Annotated in this window: 20 protein-coding genes; 8 read left to right on the top strand and 12 right to left on the bottom strand. The window is 70.1% G+C overall.

The features are described 5' to 3' along the window. Nucleotides 1–22 precede the first annotated feature (22 nt). Both ACX1D0_RS14260 and aat read right to left on the bottom strand, forming a co-directional pair. On the bottom strand, nt 23–886 hold the full coding sequence (locus ACX1D0_RS14260) for an Fpg/Nei family DNA glycosylase (RefSeq protein WP_459018662.1): 864 nt from the start codon (nt 884–886) through the stop codon (nt 23–25). After that, nucleotides 879–1,628: a leucyl/phenylalanyl-tRNA--protein transferase gene (aat, locus tag ACX1D0_RS14255; RefSeq protein ID WP_459018661.1), complete on the bottom strand. Its 750-nt coding sequence runs from the start codon at nt 1,626–1,628 to the stop codon at nt 879–881. Before aat ends, ACX1D0_RS14260 begins: the two co-directional genes overlap by 8 nt. Before the next feature lie 91 nt (nt 1,629–1,719). Between aat and ACX1D0_RS14250 the strand changes: the two genes are divergently transcribed. Continuing rightward, nucleotides 1,720–2,421 carry a hypothetical protein gene (locus ACX1D0_RS14250; protein ID WP_459018660.1) on the top strand — a complete coding sequence of 234 codons (702 nt, stop codon included), beginning with the start codon at nt 1,720–1,722 and terminating at the stop codon, nt 2,419–2,421. A gap of 283 nt (nt 2,422–2,704) precedes the next feature. Here the strand turns inward: ACX1D0_RS14250 and alr are convergent, their stop codons facing one another. From alr to pdhA, 6 genes are all read right to left on the bottom strand, one after another. Continuing rightward, nucleotides 2,705–3,820: an alanine racemase gene (gene alr, locus ACX1D0_RS14245; RefSeq protein ID WP_459018659.1), complete on the bottom strand. Its 1,116-nt coding sequence runs from the start codon at nt 3,818–3,820 to the stop codon at nt 2,705–2,707. A gap of 56 nt (nt 3,821–3,876) precedes the next feature. After that, on the bottom strand, nt 3,877–5,295 hold the full coding sequence (locus ACX1D0_RS14240; RefSeq protein ID WP_459018658.1) for an ANTAR domain-containing protein: 1,419 nt from the start codon (nt 5,293–5,295) through the stop codon (nt 3,877–3,879). 122 nt (nt 5,296–5,417) lie between these two features. Then, nucleotides 5,418–5,963, bottom strand: a complete 546-nt coding sequence (locus tag ACX1D0_RS14235) for a hypothetical protein (protein WP_459018657.1) — start codon at nt 5,961–5,963, stop codon at nt 5,418–5,420. Between the two features lie 171 nt (nt 5,964–6,134). After that, a complete protein-coding gene (locus ACX1D0_RS14230; RefSeq protein ID WP_459018656.1) occupies nt 6,135–7,709 on the bottom strand; it encodes a dihydrolipoamide acetyltransferase family protein in 1,575 nt (524 codons plus the stop codon). Nucleotides 7,710–7,718: 9 nt separating this feature from the next. Beyond that, on the bottom strand, nt 7,719–8,696 hold the full coding sequence (locus ACX1D0_RS14225; RefSeq protein WP_459018655.1) for an alpha-ketoacid dehydrogenase subunit beta: 978 nt from the start codon (nt 8,694–8,696) through the stop codon (nt 7,719–7,721). Continuing rightward, on the bottom strand, nt 8,693–9,790 hold the full coding sequence (gene pdhA, locus ACX1D0_RS14220; protein WP_459018654.1) for a pyruvate dehydrogenase (acetyl-transferring) E1 component subunit alpha: 1,098 nt from the start codon (nt 9,788–9,790) through the stop codon (nt 8,693–8,695). Before pdhA ends, ACX1D0_RS14225 begins: the two co-directional genes overlap by 4 nt. Before the next feature lie 300 nt (nt 9,791–10,090). On the opposite strand from pdhA, the gene ACX1D0_RS14215 reads away from it, so the two are divergent. Continuing rightward, a complete protein-coding gene (locus tag ACX1D0_RS14215; RefSeq protein WP_459018653.1) occupies nt 10,091–12,148 on the top strand; it encodes a bifunctional metallophosphatase/5'-nucleotidase in 2,058 nt (685 codons plus the stop codon). A gap of 186 nt (nt 12,149–12,334) precedes the next feature. Here the strand turns inward: ACX1D0_RS14215 and argF are convergent, their stop codons facing one another. After that, nucleotides 12,335–13,330: an ornithine carbamoyltransferase gene (gene argF / locus ACX1D0_RS14210; protein WP_459020458.1), complete on the bottom strand. Its 996-nt coding sequence runs from the start codon at nt 13,328–13,330 to the stop codon at nt 12,335–12,337. 56 nt (nt 13,331–13,386) lie between these two features. Beyond that, complete coding sequence (locus ACX1D0_RS14205; protein WP_459018652.1) at nt 13,387–13,845, bottom strand: low molecular weight protein-tyrosine-phosphatase; 459 nt, start codon at nt 13,843–13,845, stop codon at nt 13,387–13,389. Between the two features lie 94 nt (nt 13,846–13,939). Between ACX1D0_RS14205 and ACX1D0_RS14200 the strand changes: the two genes are divergently transcribed. The 6 genes from ACX1D0_RS14200 to ACX1D0_RS14175 all read left to right on the top strand — a co-directional run bounded on the left by ACX1D0_RS14200 (nt 13,940) and on the right by ACX1D0_RS14175 (nt 18,319). Continuing rightward, a complete protein-coding gene (locus tag ACX1D0_RS14200) occupies nt 13,940–14,626 on the top strand; it encodes a response regulator transcription factor (protein WP_459018651.1) in 687 nt (228 codons plus the stop codon). Further along, nucleotides 14,623–16,044, top strand: coding sequence for a sensor histidine kinase (locus ACX1D0_RS14195; RefSeq protein ID WP_459018650.1), 1,422 nt, complete (start codon nt 14,623–14,625; stop codon nt 16,042–16,044). The genes ACX1D0_RS14200 and ACX1D0_RS14195 overlap by 4 nt, the downstream gene beginning before the upstream one ends. 10 nt (nt 16,045–16,054) lie before the next feature. Further along, nucleotides 16,055–16,759, top strand: a complete 705-nt coding sequence (locus ACX1D0_RS14190) for an AzlC family ABC transporter permease (protein ID WP_459018649.1) — start codon at nt 16,055–16,057, stop codon at nt 16,757–16,759. Then, nucleotides 16,756–17,067 carry an AzlD domain-containing protein gene (locus ACX1D0_RS14185; RefSeq protein WP_459018648.1) on the top strand — a complete coding sequence of 104 codons (312 nt, stop codon included), beginning with the start codon at nt 16,756–16,758 and terminating at the stop codon, nt 17,065–17,067. Before ACX1D0_RS14190 ends, ACX1D0_RS14185 begins: the two co-directional genes overlap by 4 nt. 521 nt (nt 17,068–17,588) lie before the next feature. Then, the gene (locus ACX1D0_RS14180) at nt 17,589–17,978 is read left to right on the top strand and encodes a hypothetical protein (RefSeq protein WP_459018647.1); all 390 of its coding nucleotides are present in this window, start codon (nt 17,589–17,591) and stop codon (nt 17,976–17,978) included. Nucleotides 17,979–18,097: 119 nt separating this feature from the next. Continuing rightward, nucleotides 18,098–18,319 carry a DUF4332 domain-containing protein gene (locus ACX1D0_RS14175; protein ID WP_459018646.1) on the top strand — a complete coding sequence of 74 codons (222 nt, stop codon included), beginning with the start codon at nt 18,098–18,100 and terminating at the stop codon, nt 18,317–18,319. An 18-nt stretch (nt 18,320–18,337) separates the two neighbouring features. Here the strand turns inward: ACX1D0_RS14175 and ACX1D0_RS14170 are convergent, their stop codons facing one another. Together ACX1D0_RS14170 and ACX1D0_RS14165 are read right to left on the bottom strand one after the other, a co-directional pair. Then, nucleotides 18,338–19,687: an ATP-binding protein gene (locus ACX1D0_RS14170; RefSeq protein ID WP_459018645.1), complete on the bottom strand. Its 1,350-nt coding sequence runs from the start codon at nt 19,685–19,687 to the stop codon at nt 18,338–18,340. Continuing rightward, on the bottom strand, nt 19,684–20,337 hold the full coding sequence (locus ACX1D0_RS14165; protein WP_459018644.1) for a response regulator transcription factor: 654 nt from the start codon (nt 20,335–20,337) through the stop codon (nt 19,684–19,686). The genes ACX1D0_RS14170 and ACX1D0_RS14165 overlap by 4 nt, the downstream gene beginning before the upstream one ends. Nucleotides 20,338–20,383 lie beyond the last annotated feature (46 nt).

Here is a 20,383-nt window from a genome sequence, read left to right as displayed (position 1 = left end):
AGTAGGGGCGCCGGGCACGCCGCTACTTGAGAAGCTTCGACATCCGGCGGTCCGCCAGCGGCTTCCCACCGGTCTGGCACCCGGGGCAGTACTGCAGGGACGAATCGGCGAAGGACACCTCCGCGATGATGCCGCCGCAGACGTCGCAGGCGTCACCCGCGCGGCCGTGCACCCGCATACCCGCACGCTTGGCGTCCTTCAGCTTGTCGATCGGCACTTCGGCCGCCGCGGCCACCGCCTGGCCGAGCACCTCGCGCAGGTGCCCGAACAGCTCTGCCGCGGCGGCGCCGTCGAGGCTGTTGGCCGGCTTGAACGGGCTCAGCCTCGCCGCGTGCAGGATCTCATCGCTGTACGCGTTGCCGATGCCGGCGAGGATCTTCTGATCCCGCAGCACCCCCTTCAGCTGGGCCCGGCCCGCGTCTGCCAGCACCGAGCGGAAGTCGTCGACGGTGAAACCCGGATCCAGCGGGTCCGGGCCCAGCGCCGCGACCCCGGGCACCTCCTCGGGGCGCTCCACCACGTACACCGCGAGGTGTTTCTGCGTGCCCGCCTCCGTGAGACTGAATCCGGACCCGTCGTCGAGGACGACCCGCAGCGCCAGGCCCGACTTCCCGGGCCGTGCAGGGACCGTGGGTGCGACGTCGTGCCAGGTGATCCAACCCGCGCGGGCCAGGTGGACGATGAGATGGACGCCTTGCGCCTCGATGTCGATGAACTTGCCGTGCCGGGTCACGCGTTCCACCTCAAGCCCGGCCAGCGCGTCCAGCGGAATCCGGTAGGTCTTCAACGCCGAGAACGACACCAGGTGGCCCGCCGCGACGACACGTCCGCGCAGCCGCTCGTCCAACGCGCCGGCCAGGGCGGCGACCTCCGGCAACTCAGGCATCCGAGACTCCTCTCAGGGACAGTGTCCCCCCTGCGCGCGCCGCATCCCAGGACCGGAGCAGTTCGTCGCCGCCCATGGCGCCCTTGTCGCTCCACGGCAGGCGCGGCAGCTCCAACGCCCGGCTGAGGCGTTGGAGGTAGTCATCCCTGGGCATCTCGTAGGCGCCGAGCGTGCCGAGGTGCTCCGTGAGCCACTGCACATCCAGCAGCGCCACCCCTGCGCCCGCCAGCTCGACGGCGAGGCGCAGCAACGCCACCTTGGAGGCGTCGCGGCCGTGCACCGGATCGTGGAACATCGATTCGCCGGCGAACATCCCAGCGAGGTGAACCCCGTACAACCCGCCGACGAGGCGCCCGTCGGCATCCCATGTCTCCACGGAGTACACCCATCCCGCCTCGAACAGGGCCGTGTAGGCGTCCGTGATCCGCTGGTCGATCCATCCGTCTGGCCGCGACGGGTCGCCGCAGGCCGCCAGCACCCGCAGGAACGCCTGATCCACCGTCGTGGTGTAACGCCTGGCGGACCGACGCAGGGACCGGGTGACGTGAAGGTTGCGCACCGGAAGCAGGCCGCGCTGCATGGGCGACCACCAGCCCATCTCCAAGCCGTCCGGGTGGAGGGGCATGGGGAACACCCCGCACGCGTATCCCTCGAGGGCCAGTGCGGCGCCGAACTCCTCGGAGAACCCGATGAGATCCTGACTCGGCCAGTCCTCCGGCCGCCCGAACGTGGCTCCCAGCATCCACCCAGTCTGGCAGCCTGGAACGACAAATCCCGGGGTCGACGCGTTTGCGGGCGTGTGACACGCTTGGAAGGACGAAAGGGGACCGCCGATGAGCGATCAGAACGTCGTCGCGGTGGCGGAGGGCTTCACCGCGGATGTGTTCCACGAGTTGCTGGAGCTGGCCATCGAGGGCCGGGGCAAGCTTCCGGGCGCCAAGCACTCCGCCAAGCAGCTGCTCGCCCAGCGTTCTGACGCCGAGTCCGCCATCTCCCGCATGATCGCGCAGCACGTCGCCATGGCGGGCGGGCAGGGGTTCGTGACGAACTGGGGCGGATTCTTCGTCTCACTGGTGACCATCCCGGCCAACATCGCGGCGGCCACCTTTCTGCAGGCCCGCCTGGTGGCCGGCATCGCCCATCTCCGCGGGTACGAACTGACGGACCCCAGGGTCCGCACGGCCATCCTCATGGTCATGCTCGGCCCGGGTGCCATGGCAGACCTGGTCAGCAAGGGCATCCTGCCCAGCTCTCCGCTGGTGGTGGCCACGGCTCCGGTCTTCGACGCCCGCCTCGACGGCCAGGTGTCGCGGGCGCTGCTGGACCGGGCCCTCAACGCCATCACCGGCAAGCGCTTCGGCGTGTGGGTGGGCAAGCGGATCCCGTTGGTGGGTGGCGGTTTCGGAGCCGCCGTCGACGGGTGGGCCACCCGTTCCATCGCCATCCATGCCATGAACGAGTTCCCGAGCCGGCGGCCGAAGCTGTCGGCGGGCCACGCCGAGGACGCCTCCGCCGAGGAGACCTCGTCCGAGTAGCACCGCTGGTGGGAGTGAGCTCGGGGCTGGATGGGAGTTGAGCCGGACACGGCTCTCGCTGAGTGGCCTTGAGCCGGACACGGCTTTCGCGCAAGCCACTGGAGCCGGAACCGGCACTGAACACGGCTTGAACGATAAAGTCCCCGACTTTGCGTGTTGACATCCAGACCAGGCTCAAGCGGGCTCAGCGAGAGCCGTGTCAGGCTCAAGCGGGCCCACCGGGAGCCGTGTCCGGCTCAACTCCCGTCCCCAGCCCGGGACCATCCAAGCGACGCATGGCGGTTCAGTAGGTCCGCGGGACGCGATCGGTGATCAGGCAGGTGACCTCGTAGGTGATCGTGCCCATCAACTCGGCCAACTCCTCCACGCCGATCCGCTCGGCGCCGCTGGTACCCATGAGCACCACCTCGTCGCCCACGCCCACCGTCGGCTCCTCCGGCCCCACGTCGAGCATCGTCTGGTCCATGCACACCCGCCCGACGACGGGGTAGGCGCGACCGTCGATCAGCATCCGACCCCGCGACGACAACAGTCGCGAGTATCCGTCGCCGTAACCCACCGCGACGGTGGCCACCCACGTGTCCTGCGGGGCCCGCCACGACCGGCCGTATCCCACCGTCTCCCCCGCCGCGATCCGCTTGAGGAACGTCACCCGCGACGTCCAGCGACCAACGTCGCGCAGGGGCCGGGTGTGGGGGGTCGCGGCATCAGGGTAGGAGCCGTAGACCATGATGCCGGGGCGCACCATGGTGGTGCGGCCGAGGTCGTGGCCCAGCACCGCGCCCGAGTTGGCGGCGTGCACGAACTCGACGGGGCCGAGCACGCGCTCGACGTCAGCGACCGCCACCTCGAAGCGCCGCAACTGGTCGCGCGTGAAGTCCTCGCCGTCGACGACATCACTGACGGGCAGGTGCGTGAACACGCCGCCCACGCGCAGGTGCGACGACGCCGCCAGCAGCCCTGCGATCGCGACGGCGTCGCGCGGTTCGGCGCCCACGCGCCGCATCCCGGTGTCCAGCTTGAGGTGGACGTCCACAGTGGTCCCGGCCGTGGAGGCTGCCGCCTGCGCCTCCTCGACGGCGCGCGCATCGCCCACCGAGAGCGTGACGCCGGCGTCGATCGCCTCGCGCAGGTCGTCGACCAGTGTGGGCGTGAACTTCAGGATGGGCAGGGTGACGCCGGCCCGGCGGAGAGCCTGCGCCTCCGTCGTGACGGCCACGCCGAGCCAGTCGGCCGATCCCCGCTCCTCGATGCTGCGGGCCACCTCCACCAGGCCATGGCCGTAGGCGTTGGCTTTGACGGCTGCGAGCACCTTCCGTCCACCCGCCAGCTCTCGGGCCACGGCCAGGTTCGCGTGGAGGGCGTCGAGGTCGACGTGGAGGCGGGTCGGCGAAGGCATGGGTACCAGTGTGGACTCATCGTGCCGCGGCTGCACGACGCGGGCTTGACCCTCGCTCAGATGGACTCCGGATCCGAGCCTGTCTCGATGACGAGTTCCGCTACGGCGCGCAGCTTCACATTGCGCTGCTGGCTGGCCCTCTTGAGGCGTTCGAAGGCCTCCGCCGGTGTCACGCGGTGTCGCTCGACCAGGATCCCGACGGCCTGGCCGATCAGCCGGTGGCTCTCGATGGCACGGGTCATGTGTTCCTGCCGGTCCGCGCTGCGGTGGGCCTGGATGAGGCGATCGACGGCGAGGGCGAAGGCCTGGGCGAGGAGGTCGGCCACGATCATCTCGTCAGGGCCGATCTGGCGTCGACGGGGGAACTGGATCCACGCCCGGCAGTCGGCGAGGCTGGCCTGCGGCACGAGCAGGATGCCGGGGCGCAAGCTGACGCTGTCCGCGCTGGGTCGTCCGCCCAACCCGGCGTGAACCTCTGGAGGGAGGTCGTCGGCGGACACCGTCGTGCCCCCGCGGAACAGCACCGGGCTGCCGAGGTCGACCTGGATGGTGCAGCGGCCGGCGAAGAGGAGCTCGAACCCGTGCTCGGCCAGGCCCAGCAGCGTCGCGATGTCGTCCTCCCCAGCGAAATCGGCGCTCACGAGCGCCGCGGCTGCGCGCCGGGTCTGCGCCTCCATCTGCCGCGTGATGTCGCGGAATGTGCGGATCGTCGCGCTGAGGCCCGTGTCGGGGTCACGCACCTGGGCGTCGGCCACCGACACCCACACCGGCCGGCGCTCGCAGTCGTAGAACAACGCCTCACCGGCCCCGGAGGCCCCCGCGCGAGCCAACGCGTGCCGATCCGCGATGATGGCCAGCTGCTCGGCGTTCTCCTCCTCCGTGGGCCACCAGGGGTAGGGGGGTGAGAACGGCCCGTCGGCCATCGTGTAGCCGAACAACCGGACGAACGCCGGGTTCATCTCCATCACCGTGCCCGCGGCGTCGAAGATCAGGACGCCGTCGTGCAACGCGGACAGGAGGGCCCGGCGCCATGCGACGTCCAGCGAGTGGTGCCGGGCGCGCGCCAGGGCGGCGGCCAGACGGATCCGCACCCCGGGCAGGTCGACCGCGGCAGGCTCGTCGCCTGCCTGGTGGTCCTCGAGCAGGACCACGGGCGTGTCGGCCAACGCCGGTTCCGCGCGCAGGGCACGCAGGAAATCCAGCCCCGAGGACGAGGAGGTGAGATCCGCCAGCACGAGTTCAGGGGGATCGGCCCGAAGCAGGTCGTGGGCCTCCTCGACAGTGGCCACCGTGCGCACGTCGTAGGTGTCGGAGAGCGAGTTGCTGAGGAAGGCTGCGCGCTCGGAGTCCGGCTCGACCAGCGCCAAAGTAGGTCTGGTGCCCTGGTCCGGCTGAGGTTCCGGCAGCCACCCGCCCCGAGCGGACGTCGGCGCAGTGGCTGATGCCCGCTGGGCGCCACTGAGATGGAGGGTCATGAGCTCGGCCTTATGTGACGGTGCCGACATGGATTGTCGTCACGCCGCACACTAGCGCGCCGACGGTGCGCGGAACCGGGATATCCAGGGGCTGCCCGCGGGGCCCACATCCCGGCAGCGGGTCATCTGTGGCGGCCCCGGCCCATCGCCTCCACGGCCCACTCTCCCAGGACCCGTAGCCTGGCCTCCGCCGTCCGCCGGAGCTGGGCGAAGGTGATCCGATCCTCAGCGGGAAGCTCGCGCGCCACCCGCTGAACCTCGCCTCCCATGTACTCACCCCAGCCCACCGGCGCGTCGGCGACACACCCCCGACGTGCGCCTGCCTGCAGGGCGGTGGGATCGGCCAGCATCTCCTCGAGCAGCCCTGCCTCGATCACGAAGTCGAGGGAGTCGCGGTGAACGCACTCGAGGATGGTCACCGACGTGGACACAGCCACGTGGAACCGGTCGGCCCGACCCTGATCGGGCGACCCGCCGAACCCCAGCGAGGCACACATCCGATCGGCCGCCATCTGGGCGGCCAGGAGCCGTCGAAACGCGTTGAAGGCGGCGTCTCTCCCCGGCGGAACGCCGATCCGCACCTCATGGAGCACCCTGAGCAACCGCCGATGGACGACGGCGAGTGCCTCGGCGTCACGGGGTGCGCACTGGCTGATCGGGTTTCTCATGCTGATGGCCCTTACCGAACCGTCGCCGTGAGGACTCTGGCTCGGGAGCGACAGCTACGTTGCGGGAAGACGATGACCTGGGGGGTCCTCCTCGTGGTGGGTGGTTACCTGCCACGTACCCACAAACCGTCGGCCCAAACACGGGGCCCCTCGCGTGGACCCCGGCGGGGCTCAGTACAGCAGCGCCAGCGCGGGTTCCTGCAGGATCGACGCCACGTCGTGCAGGAACCGCGATCCCTGCTCGCCGTCGATGACCCGATGGTCGAACGCCACCGCGAGCGTGCTCACCCATCGGGGCTCGACGCGCTCGTCGGCGCCCTCGCCGACCACCCACGGGCGGCGCTGGATGGCACCCATGCAGAAGATGGCCGACTCGTCGCCGTTGATGATGGGGGTGCCCGCGTCGATGCCGAAGACGCCGACGTTGGTGATGGTGAACGTCCCCTTCGCGTAGTCACCGGGCTGAAGCTTTCCGTCCTTGGCCACCTGCACCAGCTGGTTGACCGCCTGGCACAGCTGCAGCAGGCTCAACCGTTGCGCGGACTTGATGTTGGGCACCATGAGCCCGCGGGGCGTGGCCGCGGCGATGCCGAGGTTCACCTCGCCGTAGTAGACGATCTCGTGGCTCTCCTCGTCCCACGACGAGTTGAGCTCCGGGTTGCGGCCGAGCGCCAGGCAGATCGCCTTGGCGTAGACCAGCAGCGGCGACACCCTCAGCCCCGTGAACTCGCGGCGGCCCTTGAGCGTCTCGACGAAGTCCATCATGCCCGTGACGTCCACGGTGATCCACTCGGTGACGTGCACATGCGTCTGGATGGAACGCACCATGTTCTCGGCGGTCACCTTGCGCACACCCTTGATCGGGACGCGACGCTCGGAGCGGCCCTGGTGGGGGTCGAAACCGCCGAGACCCTCCGTCGGCCCGAAACCGCCGCCGAACGTGGAGCCGCTGAAGGCCGTGCCTGCGTGGGCCTGCCCACCCGCCGGCTGAGCGGAGCCGAAGGCCGGCCCGGCACCGGCGAACGACGCGGATTGGAACGACGCGGACTCGTTGAGGATCCGCCCCTGCTTGGGCTGCTCGTCGAGGTAGCGGAAGGCCGCGGCGGCCTCGACGTCGCGCCGGGTGATGGTGCCGTCGGGCCCGGTGCCGATCACCGAGCCGAGATCCACGCCGAGGTCCTTGGCGTACTTGCGCACCGGCGGCTTGGCCTTCGCCGACCCGGGATCCGAGGCGAGCACCAGCTGGGACTCGGCCGGCGCCTGTCCCGGCGTGGGCAGGGGATCGCCCTGCGCCCGGGCGTGCACGGCGCCCGCCGGCTGCACCTCGTCGGCGCGGCGGCCGGGCGCGTGCTGTTCGTAGGCTGCCGACATCGCCTCCGCGACCGACCCCCTGTCGGCATCCTGCCCGCGACGGCGGCGTCGCGTCGGACCGGAGTCTGAGGACCCGTAGCCCACCAGGTTGGGGCCGCCTTCAGCGGCCGGCGCCGACGGCTGCTCCTCGCCGGCCACGCCGTCGTCGATCTCGACGATGGGGCTGCCCACCTCCACCGTCGTCCCCTCGGCGACGAGCAGCGCGGCCACCGTGCCCGCATAAGGCGACGGCAGCTCGACGAGCGACTTGGCCGTCTCGATCTCCACGAGCACGTCGTTGACCTCGATCACGTCCCCCGCCGCGACCCTCCAGGCCACGATCTCCGCCTCGAGCAGGCCCTCACCCGGATCCGGCAGCAGGAATTGGTGCTTCATCTCTGGCTCCTAGTAGGCGAGCGAACGGTCGACGGTGTCCAGGATTCGGTCCACACCGGGAAGGTACTCCTCTTCCACGCGGGCGGGCGGATACGGCATGTCGTAGCCTGCCACCCGCTGGACGGGCGCCTCCATCACGTAGAACAGATCCTCGTGCAGCCGGGCCGCGATCTCCGCGCCCAGGCCCAGCGTCTTCGGCGCCTCATGGACGACGACGGCGCGCTTCGTCCGCCGCACCGACGCCTCGATGGTGACCCAGTCGATGGGGCTGAGCGTGCGCAGGTCCACCACCTCCAGCGACGTGCCCTCCTCCGCCGCCACGGTCGCGGCGTCCTGGCAGGTCTTCACCATGGGCCCGTAGGCGAGCAGTGTCGCGTCCGTGCCGTAGCGCACGATCTGCGCCTGATGCATCGGCACCGGGCGGGCGGTGAAATTGACGGCACCTTTGACGTGGTAGCGCCGCTTGGGCTCGAAGAAGACCACCGGGTCATCGGACTTGATGGCCTGCTGGATCATCCAGTACGCGTCGTTGGCGTTGGAGCAGGTCACCACCTTGAGGCCGGGGGTGTGGGCGAAGTACGCCTCCGGCGACTCGGAGTGGTGCTCGATGGCCCCGATGCCGCCGCCGTACGGGATCCGGATCACCATGGGCATCCTGGTGTGCCCGCCGGTGCGCATGTGGAGCTTGGCCACCTGGGTGACGATCTGCGAGAAGCCGGGGAAGACGAAGCCGTCGAACTGGATCTCCACCACCGGGCGGTAACCGCGCATGCACAGGCCGACGGCGGTGCCGATGATGCCGGACTCGGCCAGGGGCGAGTCCACCACGCGGTTCTCGCCGAACTCGTCCTGCAACCCCTCGGTGATGCGGAACACCCCGCCGAGCTTGCCGATGTCCTCACCCGCCAGCAGCACCTTCGGATCAGCCTGCAGTGCGCGGCGCAGCCCCCGGTTGAGGGCCTTGGCCATGGTCAGCGTCTCGCTCATGCGTCCTCCCCGAACGTCGCGGCGTACTCGGCGTACTCGCGGCGCTGTGCCTCCAGCGCGACGGTGGGCTCTGCGTAGACCGTGGCGAACAGAGCGTCCATGGTGGTGTTCTCCATGAGCGGGATCGACGCGCGGGCATCGGCACCCAGTTGTCTGGCCTCCTCCTCGACTGCCGAGAACCATGCGTCGTCGACGGCGCCCAGCCCCCGGAGGTAGGTGGTGAGGCGAGCGATGGGGTCTCGGCCCCGCCACTCATCCTCGTCGGCGCGCTCGCGGTACTTGGTGGGGTCGTCGGAGGTGGTGTGGGCCCCCATCCGGTAGGTGAACGCCTCGATGAACGAGGGCCCCTCGCCGGCGCGGGCCCGCGCCATGGCCCAGTCGGTGACGGCCTTGACGGCCAGGACGTCGTTGCCGTCCACCTGCACGCCGGGGAAGCCGAAGCCCTTCGCGCGCTGGAACAACGGGATCCGCGACTGCAGCGCGATGGGCTCCGAGATGGCCCACTGGTTGTTCTGGCAGAAGAACACCACCGGCGCGTTGTAGGAGGCGGCGAACACGTAGGCCTCGTTGACGTCGCCCTGGCTGGCCGCGCCGTCGCCGTGGTAGACGATGACGCCGGCATTCTTCTCATCGTCGTGGTTGCCGACAGCGCCGTCGAGCTGGAGACCCATGGCGTAGCCGGTGGCGTGCAGCGCCTGGCAGCCGATCACGATCTGGTAGTTCTTGAAGGTGTCCAGCTTCTCCCAGTAGCCGCCGTTGGTACCGCGGAAGAGGGACAGCATGTTGGTCAGCGGCACGCCCAGGACCATCGCGACGGCGTGCTCGCGGTAGGAGGGAAACACCACGTCCACGGACCGCAACGCGTGGGCCGAGCCCACCTGCGCCGCCTCCTGGCCGATCAGCGGGGTCCACAGTCCCAGTTCGCCGTGCCGCTGGAGTGCGGTGGCCTCCGCGTCGAAGCGTCTGGCGAGGATCATGTCCCGCAGGTACTCGACGAGGTCCTCCGTGGTGCCTGTGAAGTGGAACTCCTCGTGCTCCACGCGCTGACCGTCGGGGGTCAGCAGCTGCACCATGTCCTGGCTCTGGCCGCGCACTCGCGCTCCTCTCAGCTAACTTACGTATCCGTAGCTTACGCGAGCGTAGCTTACGGCTTTCCGCCTGTCCCGGCACATTGTCGCGGGTCCGGGGGATGTTCCGCCCGAGCCCCGCACACCACAGTGGACCACGTGCCGGGCGGGCGCCACGCCCAATTGGTCGGATCCGATGACCGTCGGGTGACGGCACGGTGAACGACACGAGAAGGGCTTGACGCGGGCGCCGAGCCCCTTCAGAGTGGGGCGTGAATCATTTTGTTTCGCGGTGACCGCCCCCGCCGCCTCACGCATCGGAGAGACATGATCAACCTGACCAGGAGGGCCACGGCGACGATTGCCGCGACGGCCCTGGTGGCGAGCGGCCTCGCCGCCACCACGTTCACCCCCCAGGCCCACGCCGCCATCGGCGAGTGTGTCGCGGGCAGCCCCACAGAGACCGTCACCATCTTCGCGTTCAACGACTTCCACGGCCGGATCATCGACGATTCGAAGTCCCTCACCGACCCCTCCGCCTACCTGGCCGGCCGCCTCTTCACGCCGGTCGAGCAGGCCCGCGCAGCGCGGGGCGACGACAACGTCGCGCTGATCTCCTCTGGCGACAACATCGGCGCCTCCACGTTCGTGTCGATGATCGCCGACGACGCCCCCACGCTCGACGTACTCAACGCGGCCGGCCTCGAGGCCTCCACCGTCGGCAACCACGAGTTCGACAAGGGCTGGAACGACCTGGCCGGGCGCGTCGTGCCCGCGGCTCAGGGCTTCGAGTACCTGGGCGCCAACGTCTACACCAAGGGCACCACGACCGTCGCCGCGCCGATGGAGGAGTACACCGTCCTCGAGAAGGCCGGCATCCGGATCGCGGTGGTGGGCGCGGTGACCAGCGACCTGCCGTCGCTCGTGTCCCCCGCCGGGATCGCGGACCTCACCATCGGCAACCCGGTCGAGGCCATCAACCGCGTGACGGACGACCTGCTCGACGGCGACGAGGCCAACGGCGAGGCCGACGTGGTGCTCGCGTCGCTCCACGAGGGCGCCGCCCTGGCCACCCAGAGCGCGGCGACCAACGCCGACAACAGCGCCGCGTTCGACGAGATCTACCGCGACATCGACCCGCGCGTCGCCGCCATCTTCAACGGTCACACCCACCAGCGCTACACGTTCGACAGCGCCGACGGCCGGCCGATCGTCCAGGCCGGCTCCTACGCCGAGCGGCTCGGGAAGCTGGACCTCGTCGTCGACACCTCGGGCAAGGGCGTGTGTTCGGCCACCGACTCGCTGGTGACCCCGCCCGGAACCTCCGACGAGACGCTGCCCGCGATCCAGGCGATCAACGACATCGCGCGGGCCGCCTACGGCGTCGCGATGGTCCACGGCGCAGAGGTGGTGGGCGAGACCTCCGCCGCCATCTCCACCGCCGGCACGGGCAACGCCGACACCCGCAACACCGAGTCCCCGATGTCCAACCTGGTGGCGGAGATGTTCCACGAGGTGCTGGGCGGCGGCGACGCCGAGTTCATCGGCATCCAGAACCCCGGCGGCACCCGCGACTCGTTCGACGCGGGAGACGTGACGCTGCGGGAGGCCGCGCTCACCCTGCCGTTCGCGAACTCGCTCTTCACCACGCAGGTGACCGGGGCACAGTTCACGAAGGTGCTGGAGCAGCAGTGGCAGCGCAACGCTGCCGGGTCGGTCCCGTCGCGGCCGTTCTTGCAGTTGGGCCTGTCGAAGAACGTCACCTACACCTACGACGAGTCACTCCCCGAGGGATCGCGGATCACGTCGGTCAGCATCAACGGTGCACCGATCGACCCCGCCGGGCTGTACACCGTCGGTGGCGGCTCGTTCCTCATCACCGGCGGCGACAACTTCCACGAACTCGGCAAGGGCGTCAACACCCGCGATACCGGCAAGACCGACCTCGCGTCCTGGACGACGTGGATCGGCGAGCAGGGCGTGCTATCGCCTGACTACTCCAAGCGCGGCGTGTCGGCCAAGCTCGCGGCCGGCCCACTCGTCGCCGGCCCAACCCCGCTCACCTTCACCTTCGGTCAGCCCCTGGCCGACGGCGTCGCCCCGCAGACCCTCGACATGTTCCTTCTCGGGGGCGACAAGGTCTCCCCCCAGCTGGCCAACACGTCGATCACGGCGTTCATCGGCGACGTCCAGGTGGGCAGCGCGCCCGTGACCGACGGCGTGGCGACCGTCGAGGTGTCGCTGAAGAAGGGCAGCCGCTTCCCCATCACGACGGGGGCGTACACGCTCCGGTTCGAGGTAGCGGAGTCCGGCACCCAGATCTACGTCCCCATCGACGTCGAGTCGAAGCGGCCCGAGAAGAAGCCGCACCCCCTCGGGAAGTGACCCGGCGCTGAGCAGATGGAAGGGGGGCCCGTATTCGTCGGGCCCCCCTTATTCGTCACTCCTGGCACTCCCGAGGTCCGTGCGCCGACGGGCTTCGCGGATTCTGTTCCTCCAGCGCGACCTCCGGGCCCTCTGGGCCGCATCAGCACCGCCTGGAGGAACTCCTGCCGCATGACGGCCGACGCATCAGCCGGCCAGCGTGGAGACCAGCACCGCCTTGATGGTGTGCATCCGGTTCTCGGCCTGGTCGAACACCACGCTGGCCTCCGACTCGAACACCTCGTCGGTCACCTCCACGCCCTCGATGCCGAACGCGTCCCTCAGTTCTCGCCCCACCGTCGTGTTGAGGTCGTGGAAGGCGGGCAGGCAGTGCATGAACTTCACGTCCGGTTTGCCGGTGGCGCGCATCAGTTCGGCGTTGACCTGGTACGGCCGCAACAGTTCGATCCGCTCGGCCCACACCTGCTTCGGCTCGCCGAGCGACACCCACACGTCGGTGTAGACGAAGTCCACACCCGCCACCCCGGCGGCGACGTCGTCGGTGACGGTGATCCTGGCCCCCGTGGTTTCGGCGAGGCGGCGGGCCTCCGCGACGATCCCGTCGGCGTTCTGCTGGGATGCGGGGGCCACCATCCGCACGTCCATGCCCATGAGTGCGCCGCTGATGAGCAGCGAGTTGCCCACGTTGTTGCGGGCATCGCCGAGGAACGCGAACGCGATCTCCTCGAGGGGCTTGCCGCTGTGCTCGATCATGGTGAGCTGGTCCGCGAGCATCTGAGTGGGGTGCCACTCGTCGGTCAGCCCGTTGTAGACGGGGACGCCCGCATGCGCCGCGAGCGTCTCGACGACCTCCTGCCCGGCTCCCCGGTATTCGATGCCGTCGTACCACCGCCCCAGGACCCGGGCGGTATCGGCGGCGGACTCCTTGTGCCCGATCTGCGACCCGGCGGGATCCAGATAGGTCGTCATACCCCCCTGCTCGGCCACGGCCACCTCGAACGCGCACCGGGTGCGGGTGGAGGTCTTCTCGAAGAGCAGGGCCACCTTCCTGCCGGCGAGGCGCTGCTCCTCGCGACCCTCGCGCCGCTGCAGCTTGAGTTCCGCGGACAGGTCGAGCAGGCTGCGCCACTCGTCCGGTGTGAAGTCCAACTCCTTGAGGAAGCTGCGTCCGGTCAGGCTCATCGTCGTGGCCTCTCGCTCGTGGTTCAAGAGACCACAGGGTACCCGGGGCGCACGGGTCAGCGTCGGGCGACCGCCATCAGCACGCCGTCGACGGCGGCCTCGATGTCGGCCAGTGTCCGTTCGAAGCCCTCCTCGGGGCCGTACCACGGGTCACCCAACGGCTCCCCCTTCGGCTTGTCCACGTTGAAGTCGTTGAGGAGAGCGATGTTGGAGGCCCCCGGGGCGATCCGCTGCAGCCTCGCCACGTGCAGGGGCTCGGCAGCCACCACCAGGGTGGCGCCCTTCACGTCGGCCGCCCCGATCTTGCGCGCACGATGACCGGCGGCGTCGTATCCCGCCCGCTCCAGGGTGCGGGCGGCGCGACGGTCGATGGGGTTGCCCTCCTCCTCGCTGGACACCCCGAAGCTCTCGATGCGGACATCGAGCCCGCGCTCCTCAGCCTTGGCGCGCGCGACGCGCTCAGCCATGGGGGAGCGGCAGATGTTGCCCCAGCACACGAAAAGAAGCGTAGCCATGTGCCTCACCATACCCACGCGGGTCGGGAACGCCGAGCCGTGCCGGGGTGGGTAGGATGAAGCCCTGTAGCAGGGCGAGTGACGGGGGACGACGGTGCAGATCCTGGTGGTTGACGACGATCAAGCGGTGCGCGATTCGCTCGCCCGCTCGCTCACCTACTCCGGCGACGAGGTGCAGACCGCTGCGGACGGCGTCGAGGCCCTCGCCAAGCTGGTCAGCTACACCCCAGACGCGATCATCATGGACGTGATGATGCCGCGCCTGGACGGGCTGGAAACCACCAAGATGCTCCGCGACGGCGGCAACGACACCCCCATCCTCATCCTCACCGCGCGCGACGCTGTAGGTGACCGCGTGGACGGCCTCGACGCCGGCGCGGACGACTACATGGTCAAGCCGTTCGCCCTCGACGAGCTCCTGGCGCGGCTGCGCGCCCTCACCCGTCGCTCGAAGGCGGCTCCCGAGGCGGAATCGCGGGTCCTCACCTTCCAGGACGTCACCCTCGACACGCAGCACCGTGAGGTCACCCGTGGCGGCCAGCACATCTCGCTGACCCGCACGGAGTTCGCGCTGCTGCAGGTGTTCATGGAGAACCCGCGCCGGGTCATGGAGCGCAACACCCTGCTCAACGAGGTGTGGGGCTTCGAGTTCCCGACGACGGCGAACTCGCTCGAGGTCTATATCGGCTACCTGCGCCGCAAGACGGAGACCGGTGGCCGCCCCCGGCTGATCCACACCGTCCGGGGCATCGGCTACGTCCTGCGTGAAACGCCCCCGTGATCGGGAGCTGGTGGATCCGGCTCAGACGCGGCATCGGCCGCCTTGTCAGTGGACAATCTCTGCAGTGGCGGCTGGCCCTTCTGACCGGGGTCAGCGTGGCGTTGTCGGTGCTGGTCGTCGGCGCCACGTCCTACGGGGTCACCAGATGGTCGATCCTCGAGCAGCTCGACCGCGAGCTCATCGGAGTGGCCCAGACGGCCTCCGGGACCATCGCCTCCAATCTGTTCGACCTGTCCGTCCTCTCGGCGGATCTGCTCGGCTCGTCGAACGGCATCCTCGCGCTCGTCTCCGCTGACGGGGCGCTCAGCCAGGTGCCCGGTCAGACCGTCGTGGTCCCCGCGAGCGCAGAGGAGATCGCGGTGGCGCGGATCCAATCGGGATCCTCGGCACGCACCATCGATGTGGAGGGCACCTCGTACCGGCTGGTGTCCGTGCCGATGTCAACGGGAGGCAACTTCTACGCGGTGATGTACGGCCGGCCGACAGAATCGCTGGAGTCGACGCTGGGGTCGCTGTGGCTGGCGCTGCTGCTGGCGGGCGCCGCGGGAGTCCTGACCACGACGGTCGCGGCATTGTGGGCGGCACAGGCCGTGCTGGCCCCGGTCCGACGGCTGTCGCAGGCCGTGAAGTCCGTCACCCAGACCGACCAGCTCAACCCCATCCGCATCTACGGCCGCGATGACCTGGGCGAGCTCACCAAGTCCTTCAACCTGATGCTGCGATCCCTGCAGACCTCTCGGGAACAGCAGCGCCAACTGATCGCCGACGCCGGGCACGAGCTCCGCACCCCGCTCACGTCCATGCGCACCAACATCGAGCTGCTGCTCGCCGACGACACCTCAGGGATGCTGCCGGAGGGTGCCCGCTCCGTCATCCTGGGTGACGTGGCCGCGCAGCTCGGCGAGTTCTCCGCCCTCGTCGGGGACCTCGTGGCCCTGACCCGCGACGACCACCTTCAGCGTCCTCACGAGCCCCTCGACATGGCGGAGGTCACGGAGTCCGCCATCGAGCGCGCCCGCCGTCGCGGGCCGACCATCCGGTTCGACGTGACGCTGGAGCCCACCCCGGTGATGGGCGACCCGTCGACGCTGGAGCGGGCCATCACCAACCTGCTGGACAATGCCGTCAAGTTCTCCCCCGCCAACGGCACCATCAGCGTCACCCTGGAGGACGGCACGCTCACCATCGTCGACGAGGGCCCGGGCATCGCCGACGAGGACCTCCCGCTCATCTTCGACCGGTTCTACCGCTCGGACCGCGCCCGGAACACGCCCGGCACCGGGCTGGGCCTCTCCATCGTCGACCACACGGTACGCGTGCACGGTGGGTCCGTCCGCGCCGCCAACGACCCCGAACGCGGAGCGAAGTTCGTCATGCGTCTGCCGATGATCGCCGAGCCGAACGAGGTGCTCCAGTGAGGCTCGCGGCGTGAGGACGGGGTTGACCCCCGCGCAGAGGCGCGGGGTTTCGGTCGGCGTGGCGACAGGGCTGTACGGCCTCTCCTTCGGCGCCCTCGCCGTGGCAGCCGGACTGTCAGTACCGCAGGCCAGCGCGGTGAGCCTGCTCATGTTCACCGGCGGGTCGCAGTTCGCGTTCATCGGGGTGGTCGCGGGCGGGGGCGCGCTGGCATCCGCCACCGCGGCGGCGTCGTTGCTGGGGGTCCGCAACGCCATCTATGGCGTCACCGCCAACGCCCTGCTCAGGCCGCACGGGTGGCGCCGGTTCCTGGCGGCCCACCTCACCATCGACGAGTCCATCGCGACGGCATCCGCGGCGGAGGATCCGGACGAGGAGCGTCGCGGGTTCTGGGCCGCTGGTGTCGCGGTGTTCGTGCTGTGGAATCTCTTCACGCTGGTGGGTGCGGTCGTGGGCAACGCGCTGGGCGATCCGGCGGCCTGGGGACTCGACGGCGCGGCCGTCGCCGCCTTCCTCGGCCTACTGTGGCCGCGGCTGAAGGGGCGCGACCCGATCGCGATCGCGGTGGTGGCCGCCGTCGTCACCGTTGCCGTGGCACCCCTGGTCCCGGCCGGGATCCCGATCATCGTGGCCGCGGGCGTCGCGGTGGGGCTGACCGTGGTTCAGCAGCGGCGCCGGACCTCCCACTCGCCTGCTGCGCGGGGAGGACACCGATGACGCTCTGGCTGTGGATCCTCGCCGCGTGCGCCATCGCGTACGCCACCAAGCTGATCGGTTACCTCGTTCCCGAGCGCTGGCTGGAGAACCCCTGGGTGTCCACCCTCTCGCACGGTGTCACAGTCGGACTCCTCGCCTCGCTGGTTGCGCTCAACACGTTCGTGTCCGGGACGGCCATCACCCTCGATGCCCGCATCGTCGCGCTGGCGGCCGCGGCCGTCGCACTCGTGTTCAAGGCGCCGTACCTCCTGGTGGTGATCGTCGGCGCGGCCGCCGCCGCCCTGGCGCGCCTGGGCGGGCTTGCGTGAACCAGCCCCTTGTCGAGGCACGGTCTGCAGGGAGGGCAAATGGCGGCCGGTGGAGCGGTTCCGCTGGGGTGGAGTCGTCGCTGTCGGCGTAGAGGGTGCCCGCGGAAGCGGGACGCGAGTGCGAAGGTCCACGCTCAGCGCGTGGACCAAAGGGTGCCACTGCGGGCATGTTTCCGCGCCGCGTGGTTCGGCACCTGAAGGTGGCAGGGGCCCGATGCGCGGGAACGTGCCGGCAGTGGCGGTGGCCTATGGCCGCGTTTGAGCGTGGGGCGGCACTGGGGGCCCGTCTCCGCGGTGGAGGGTGGGGTTCACCACCTCACAGTTCAGCAAGCAAGCAGTTCGTTCTGCTCGCAGTTCGTCTCCGGCTGAGAATTACACCCGAGTAACTTGTTCACACCTGTGGATAACACTGTGGACGCGAGTGATGGCAGGGCTCGATGACCCCTGCGAGTTCTTGACCTCCGGGAGTCCCCCGCTGTGAGAGAGGGAGTTGACAGCTGCCCATCTGGCACAGTGGTCGAATGGCGCTACCTCCCCTGCCCCACCCGCACCTCATCACGCTCCGCACCCTGGCCACCCTCGTGCTCAGCTGCCTGATCGGCCAGGCCGGATGGGCATCGGCCTTCCTGGGGGGCCAGAGCGGCTACCGGACCCATCACGAAGTCGGCGCCCTTGTCACGCTCGTGGTCACCGTCGTGGCTGCCGTCGTCTACGTCGTGCTGCGCCGTTCCGCAGGCGTGGTGAATGTGGTGCTCGCCGTGGCGATGGCACTCCTGGTCAGCATCCAGTACCTGCTGGGCAGCGCAGGCACCACCTCGGCCCACATCTTCGTGGGGGTTCTGTCGGTCATGCTCGCCACGGCTCTGACCTCGTGGACGTATCGGCACGCCATGCCACGTGCCTCCTCCTGACCGGGGCCGGAACCGCCGCCCGGCTCCAACCGGAATGCCCGGGGACGCCTGCGTTCGGCGCTGCGGCGGTACGCTGCAGATGTCCAACGAAGGACGCAGTACACCAGTCGAGGAGCTGAATGATGGCATCCGTCGAGAACGATCTCGCCCGGATCAAGGGAATCGGCCCCAAGTACGCCGAACTGCTCAAGAGCATCGGGGTGGACTCGGTCAAGGAACTGAGGCATCGCAACCCTGAGCATCTCAAGGAGATGATCGAGACCCGGCACGGTCCCGTCATCGGGCTGTCGGTGGCCGAGTGCACGGACTGGGTCACCCAGGCAAAGGCGCTCGACGTCTGAGGCTCCCCAGGCGGCGGGTCACGGCAGCCGCGGAGCGCGGCCCGGGAGCGTCAGCGTCGCACTGAGGCCGCCGAGTTCGGAGTCACCCAGGACGACGTCGCCGCCGTGATCACGCGCGATCTCGCGGGCGATGGCGAGCCCGAGTCCGCTGCCCCCCGCCTCGCGCTCGCGGGCCTCATCCAGGCGGACGAACCGCTCGAACACCCGCTCGCGGTCCCCTGCCGCGACCCCCGCGCCGTCATCCTCGACCACCACGCTCCCCTCCGTGACCGTGACCCGGACCGCGCTCTGCGCGTGCCGCACGGCGTTGTCCACCAGGTTGCGAACCACGCGACCCACGGCTGCCGCATCCACGCGCGCCGCACCGCTGCCGCGGATTTCGACGGCCACATCCGGGCGAGCCACGCCGACGGCATCGGCGGCGATGCCCGCCAGGTCCTCCTCGGAACGCCGCGCAGGCGCGGCACCGACCCGTGCCAGCAGGAGCAGGTCATCCACCAGTGCCTGCATCCGCAGCACCTCGGGCCCCAGGTCCGCCGCCAGCTCCGCACTGGAGATGGCCTCAGGATGCGACCGCGCCACCTCGACGCTGGCCCGCAGCGACGAGATGGGCGACCTCAGCTCGTGCGCCGCGTCCTCGACGAAGGCGCGCTGCCTGGCCGACGCCCGTTCGAGCCGGTCCAGCATCTCGTTCAGCGTCCGGGCGAGCGCGCCCAACTCGTCGTCGGCCGACGGCACGGGCAGGGCCCCTGGCCCACCCTCGCGTGCGACGCGGGCCGCCGCGCTCCGCAGCTCCTCGACCGGCCGCAGCGCCCGCCCCAGCGCCAACCAGATCACGCCGGCCAGCAGCAGGGTCAGCGTCGGCACCACGCCGACCAGCGACACCCGCAGCGCGTTCAGCACGCCCTCGACGTCGCGCAGCGGCAGCGCCACCACCACCGAGACGGGCTCACCCCTCCAGGTGGCCGGGAGGACGGCCAGCCGCGCCCGCTCGTCGTAGGCCGTCCGCAGGGTGCCGCGGCCCTGACCCAGGAGCCGTTCCAGATCGCCGGCGCCGATCACCGGGAGAGTCCGGCTCGCGGAGGCCGAACTCGCCACCACCAGACCCGATCCGTCGAGCACCTGCGCGATCTCCCCCGCCTCGGTCACCGGCAGCGGATCAGGCAGCCTGTCGTCGAGGGCGAGCCGCGCGACCGTCTCCGCCCGGGCCATGGCCACGTCGTCGAGAGCCGCGACCCTGCTCGCCGAGACCACCCCCGACAGGACGACGGCGCCCAACGCCAACCCCACGCCCAGCAGGCCCGCCGTGACGAGCGTGAGCCGGAGCCGCAGGGACAGCCCGCCCCACCGTCGGCCGGCCACAGTCACCCCGCCACGCGATAGCCCGCGCCCCGCACGGTCACGACAGCGTCGCGCCCCAGCTTCCGGCGCAGGTAGCCGACGTAGACCTCGACGACGTTGAGGTCCTCACCCGTCCCGTCCCAGACGTGATCACGCAGCTCGACCTTCCCGACGACGCGATCCCCGTGCCGCATGAGGTACTCCAGCAGCGCGAGCTCCCGGGTGGTGAGGTCGACGGGCTCCCCGCCCAGCCGCACCGCCCGCGCCGCGGGATCCAGCTCCAGGGAGCCGATGCTGAGCACAGCGGGCCGCGCTTCGGCGGGCCGCCGGACAAGTGCCCGCAGCCGCGCCACGAGCACCACGAAAGAGAAGGGCTTGGTGAGGTAGTCGTCGGCACCGAGGTCGAGGGCGTCCGCGACGTCGTGCTCGCCGTCCTTGGCGCTCAGCATGAGCACGGGCGTCCACACCTTCCGCTCCCGGAGGGCGGCCACCACCGCGTAGCCGTTGCGCCGCGGAAGCATCACGTCGAGGACGATGGCGTCGTAGTCGCCGTGCGTGGCCAGCGACAGGCCCGTGTCGCCGTCGTGGGCCGTGTCGACGGCGAACCCCTCTGCCGCCAGGCCGCGCTGGAGCGTGCGCGTGAGTCCGCGCTCGTCGTCGACCACCAGTACCCGCACTCCCCCATCCTGCCACCGGCCCCCACAACCCCGACGACGCTCTCAG

This window comes from Tessaracoccus pujii (assembly GCF_054483895.1).
The sequence above is the reverse complement of the archived record's forward strand: the minus strand, read 5'-3'. Positions and strand labels throughout refer to the sequence as shown.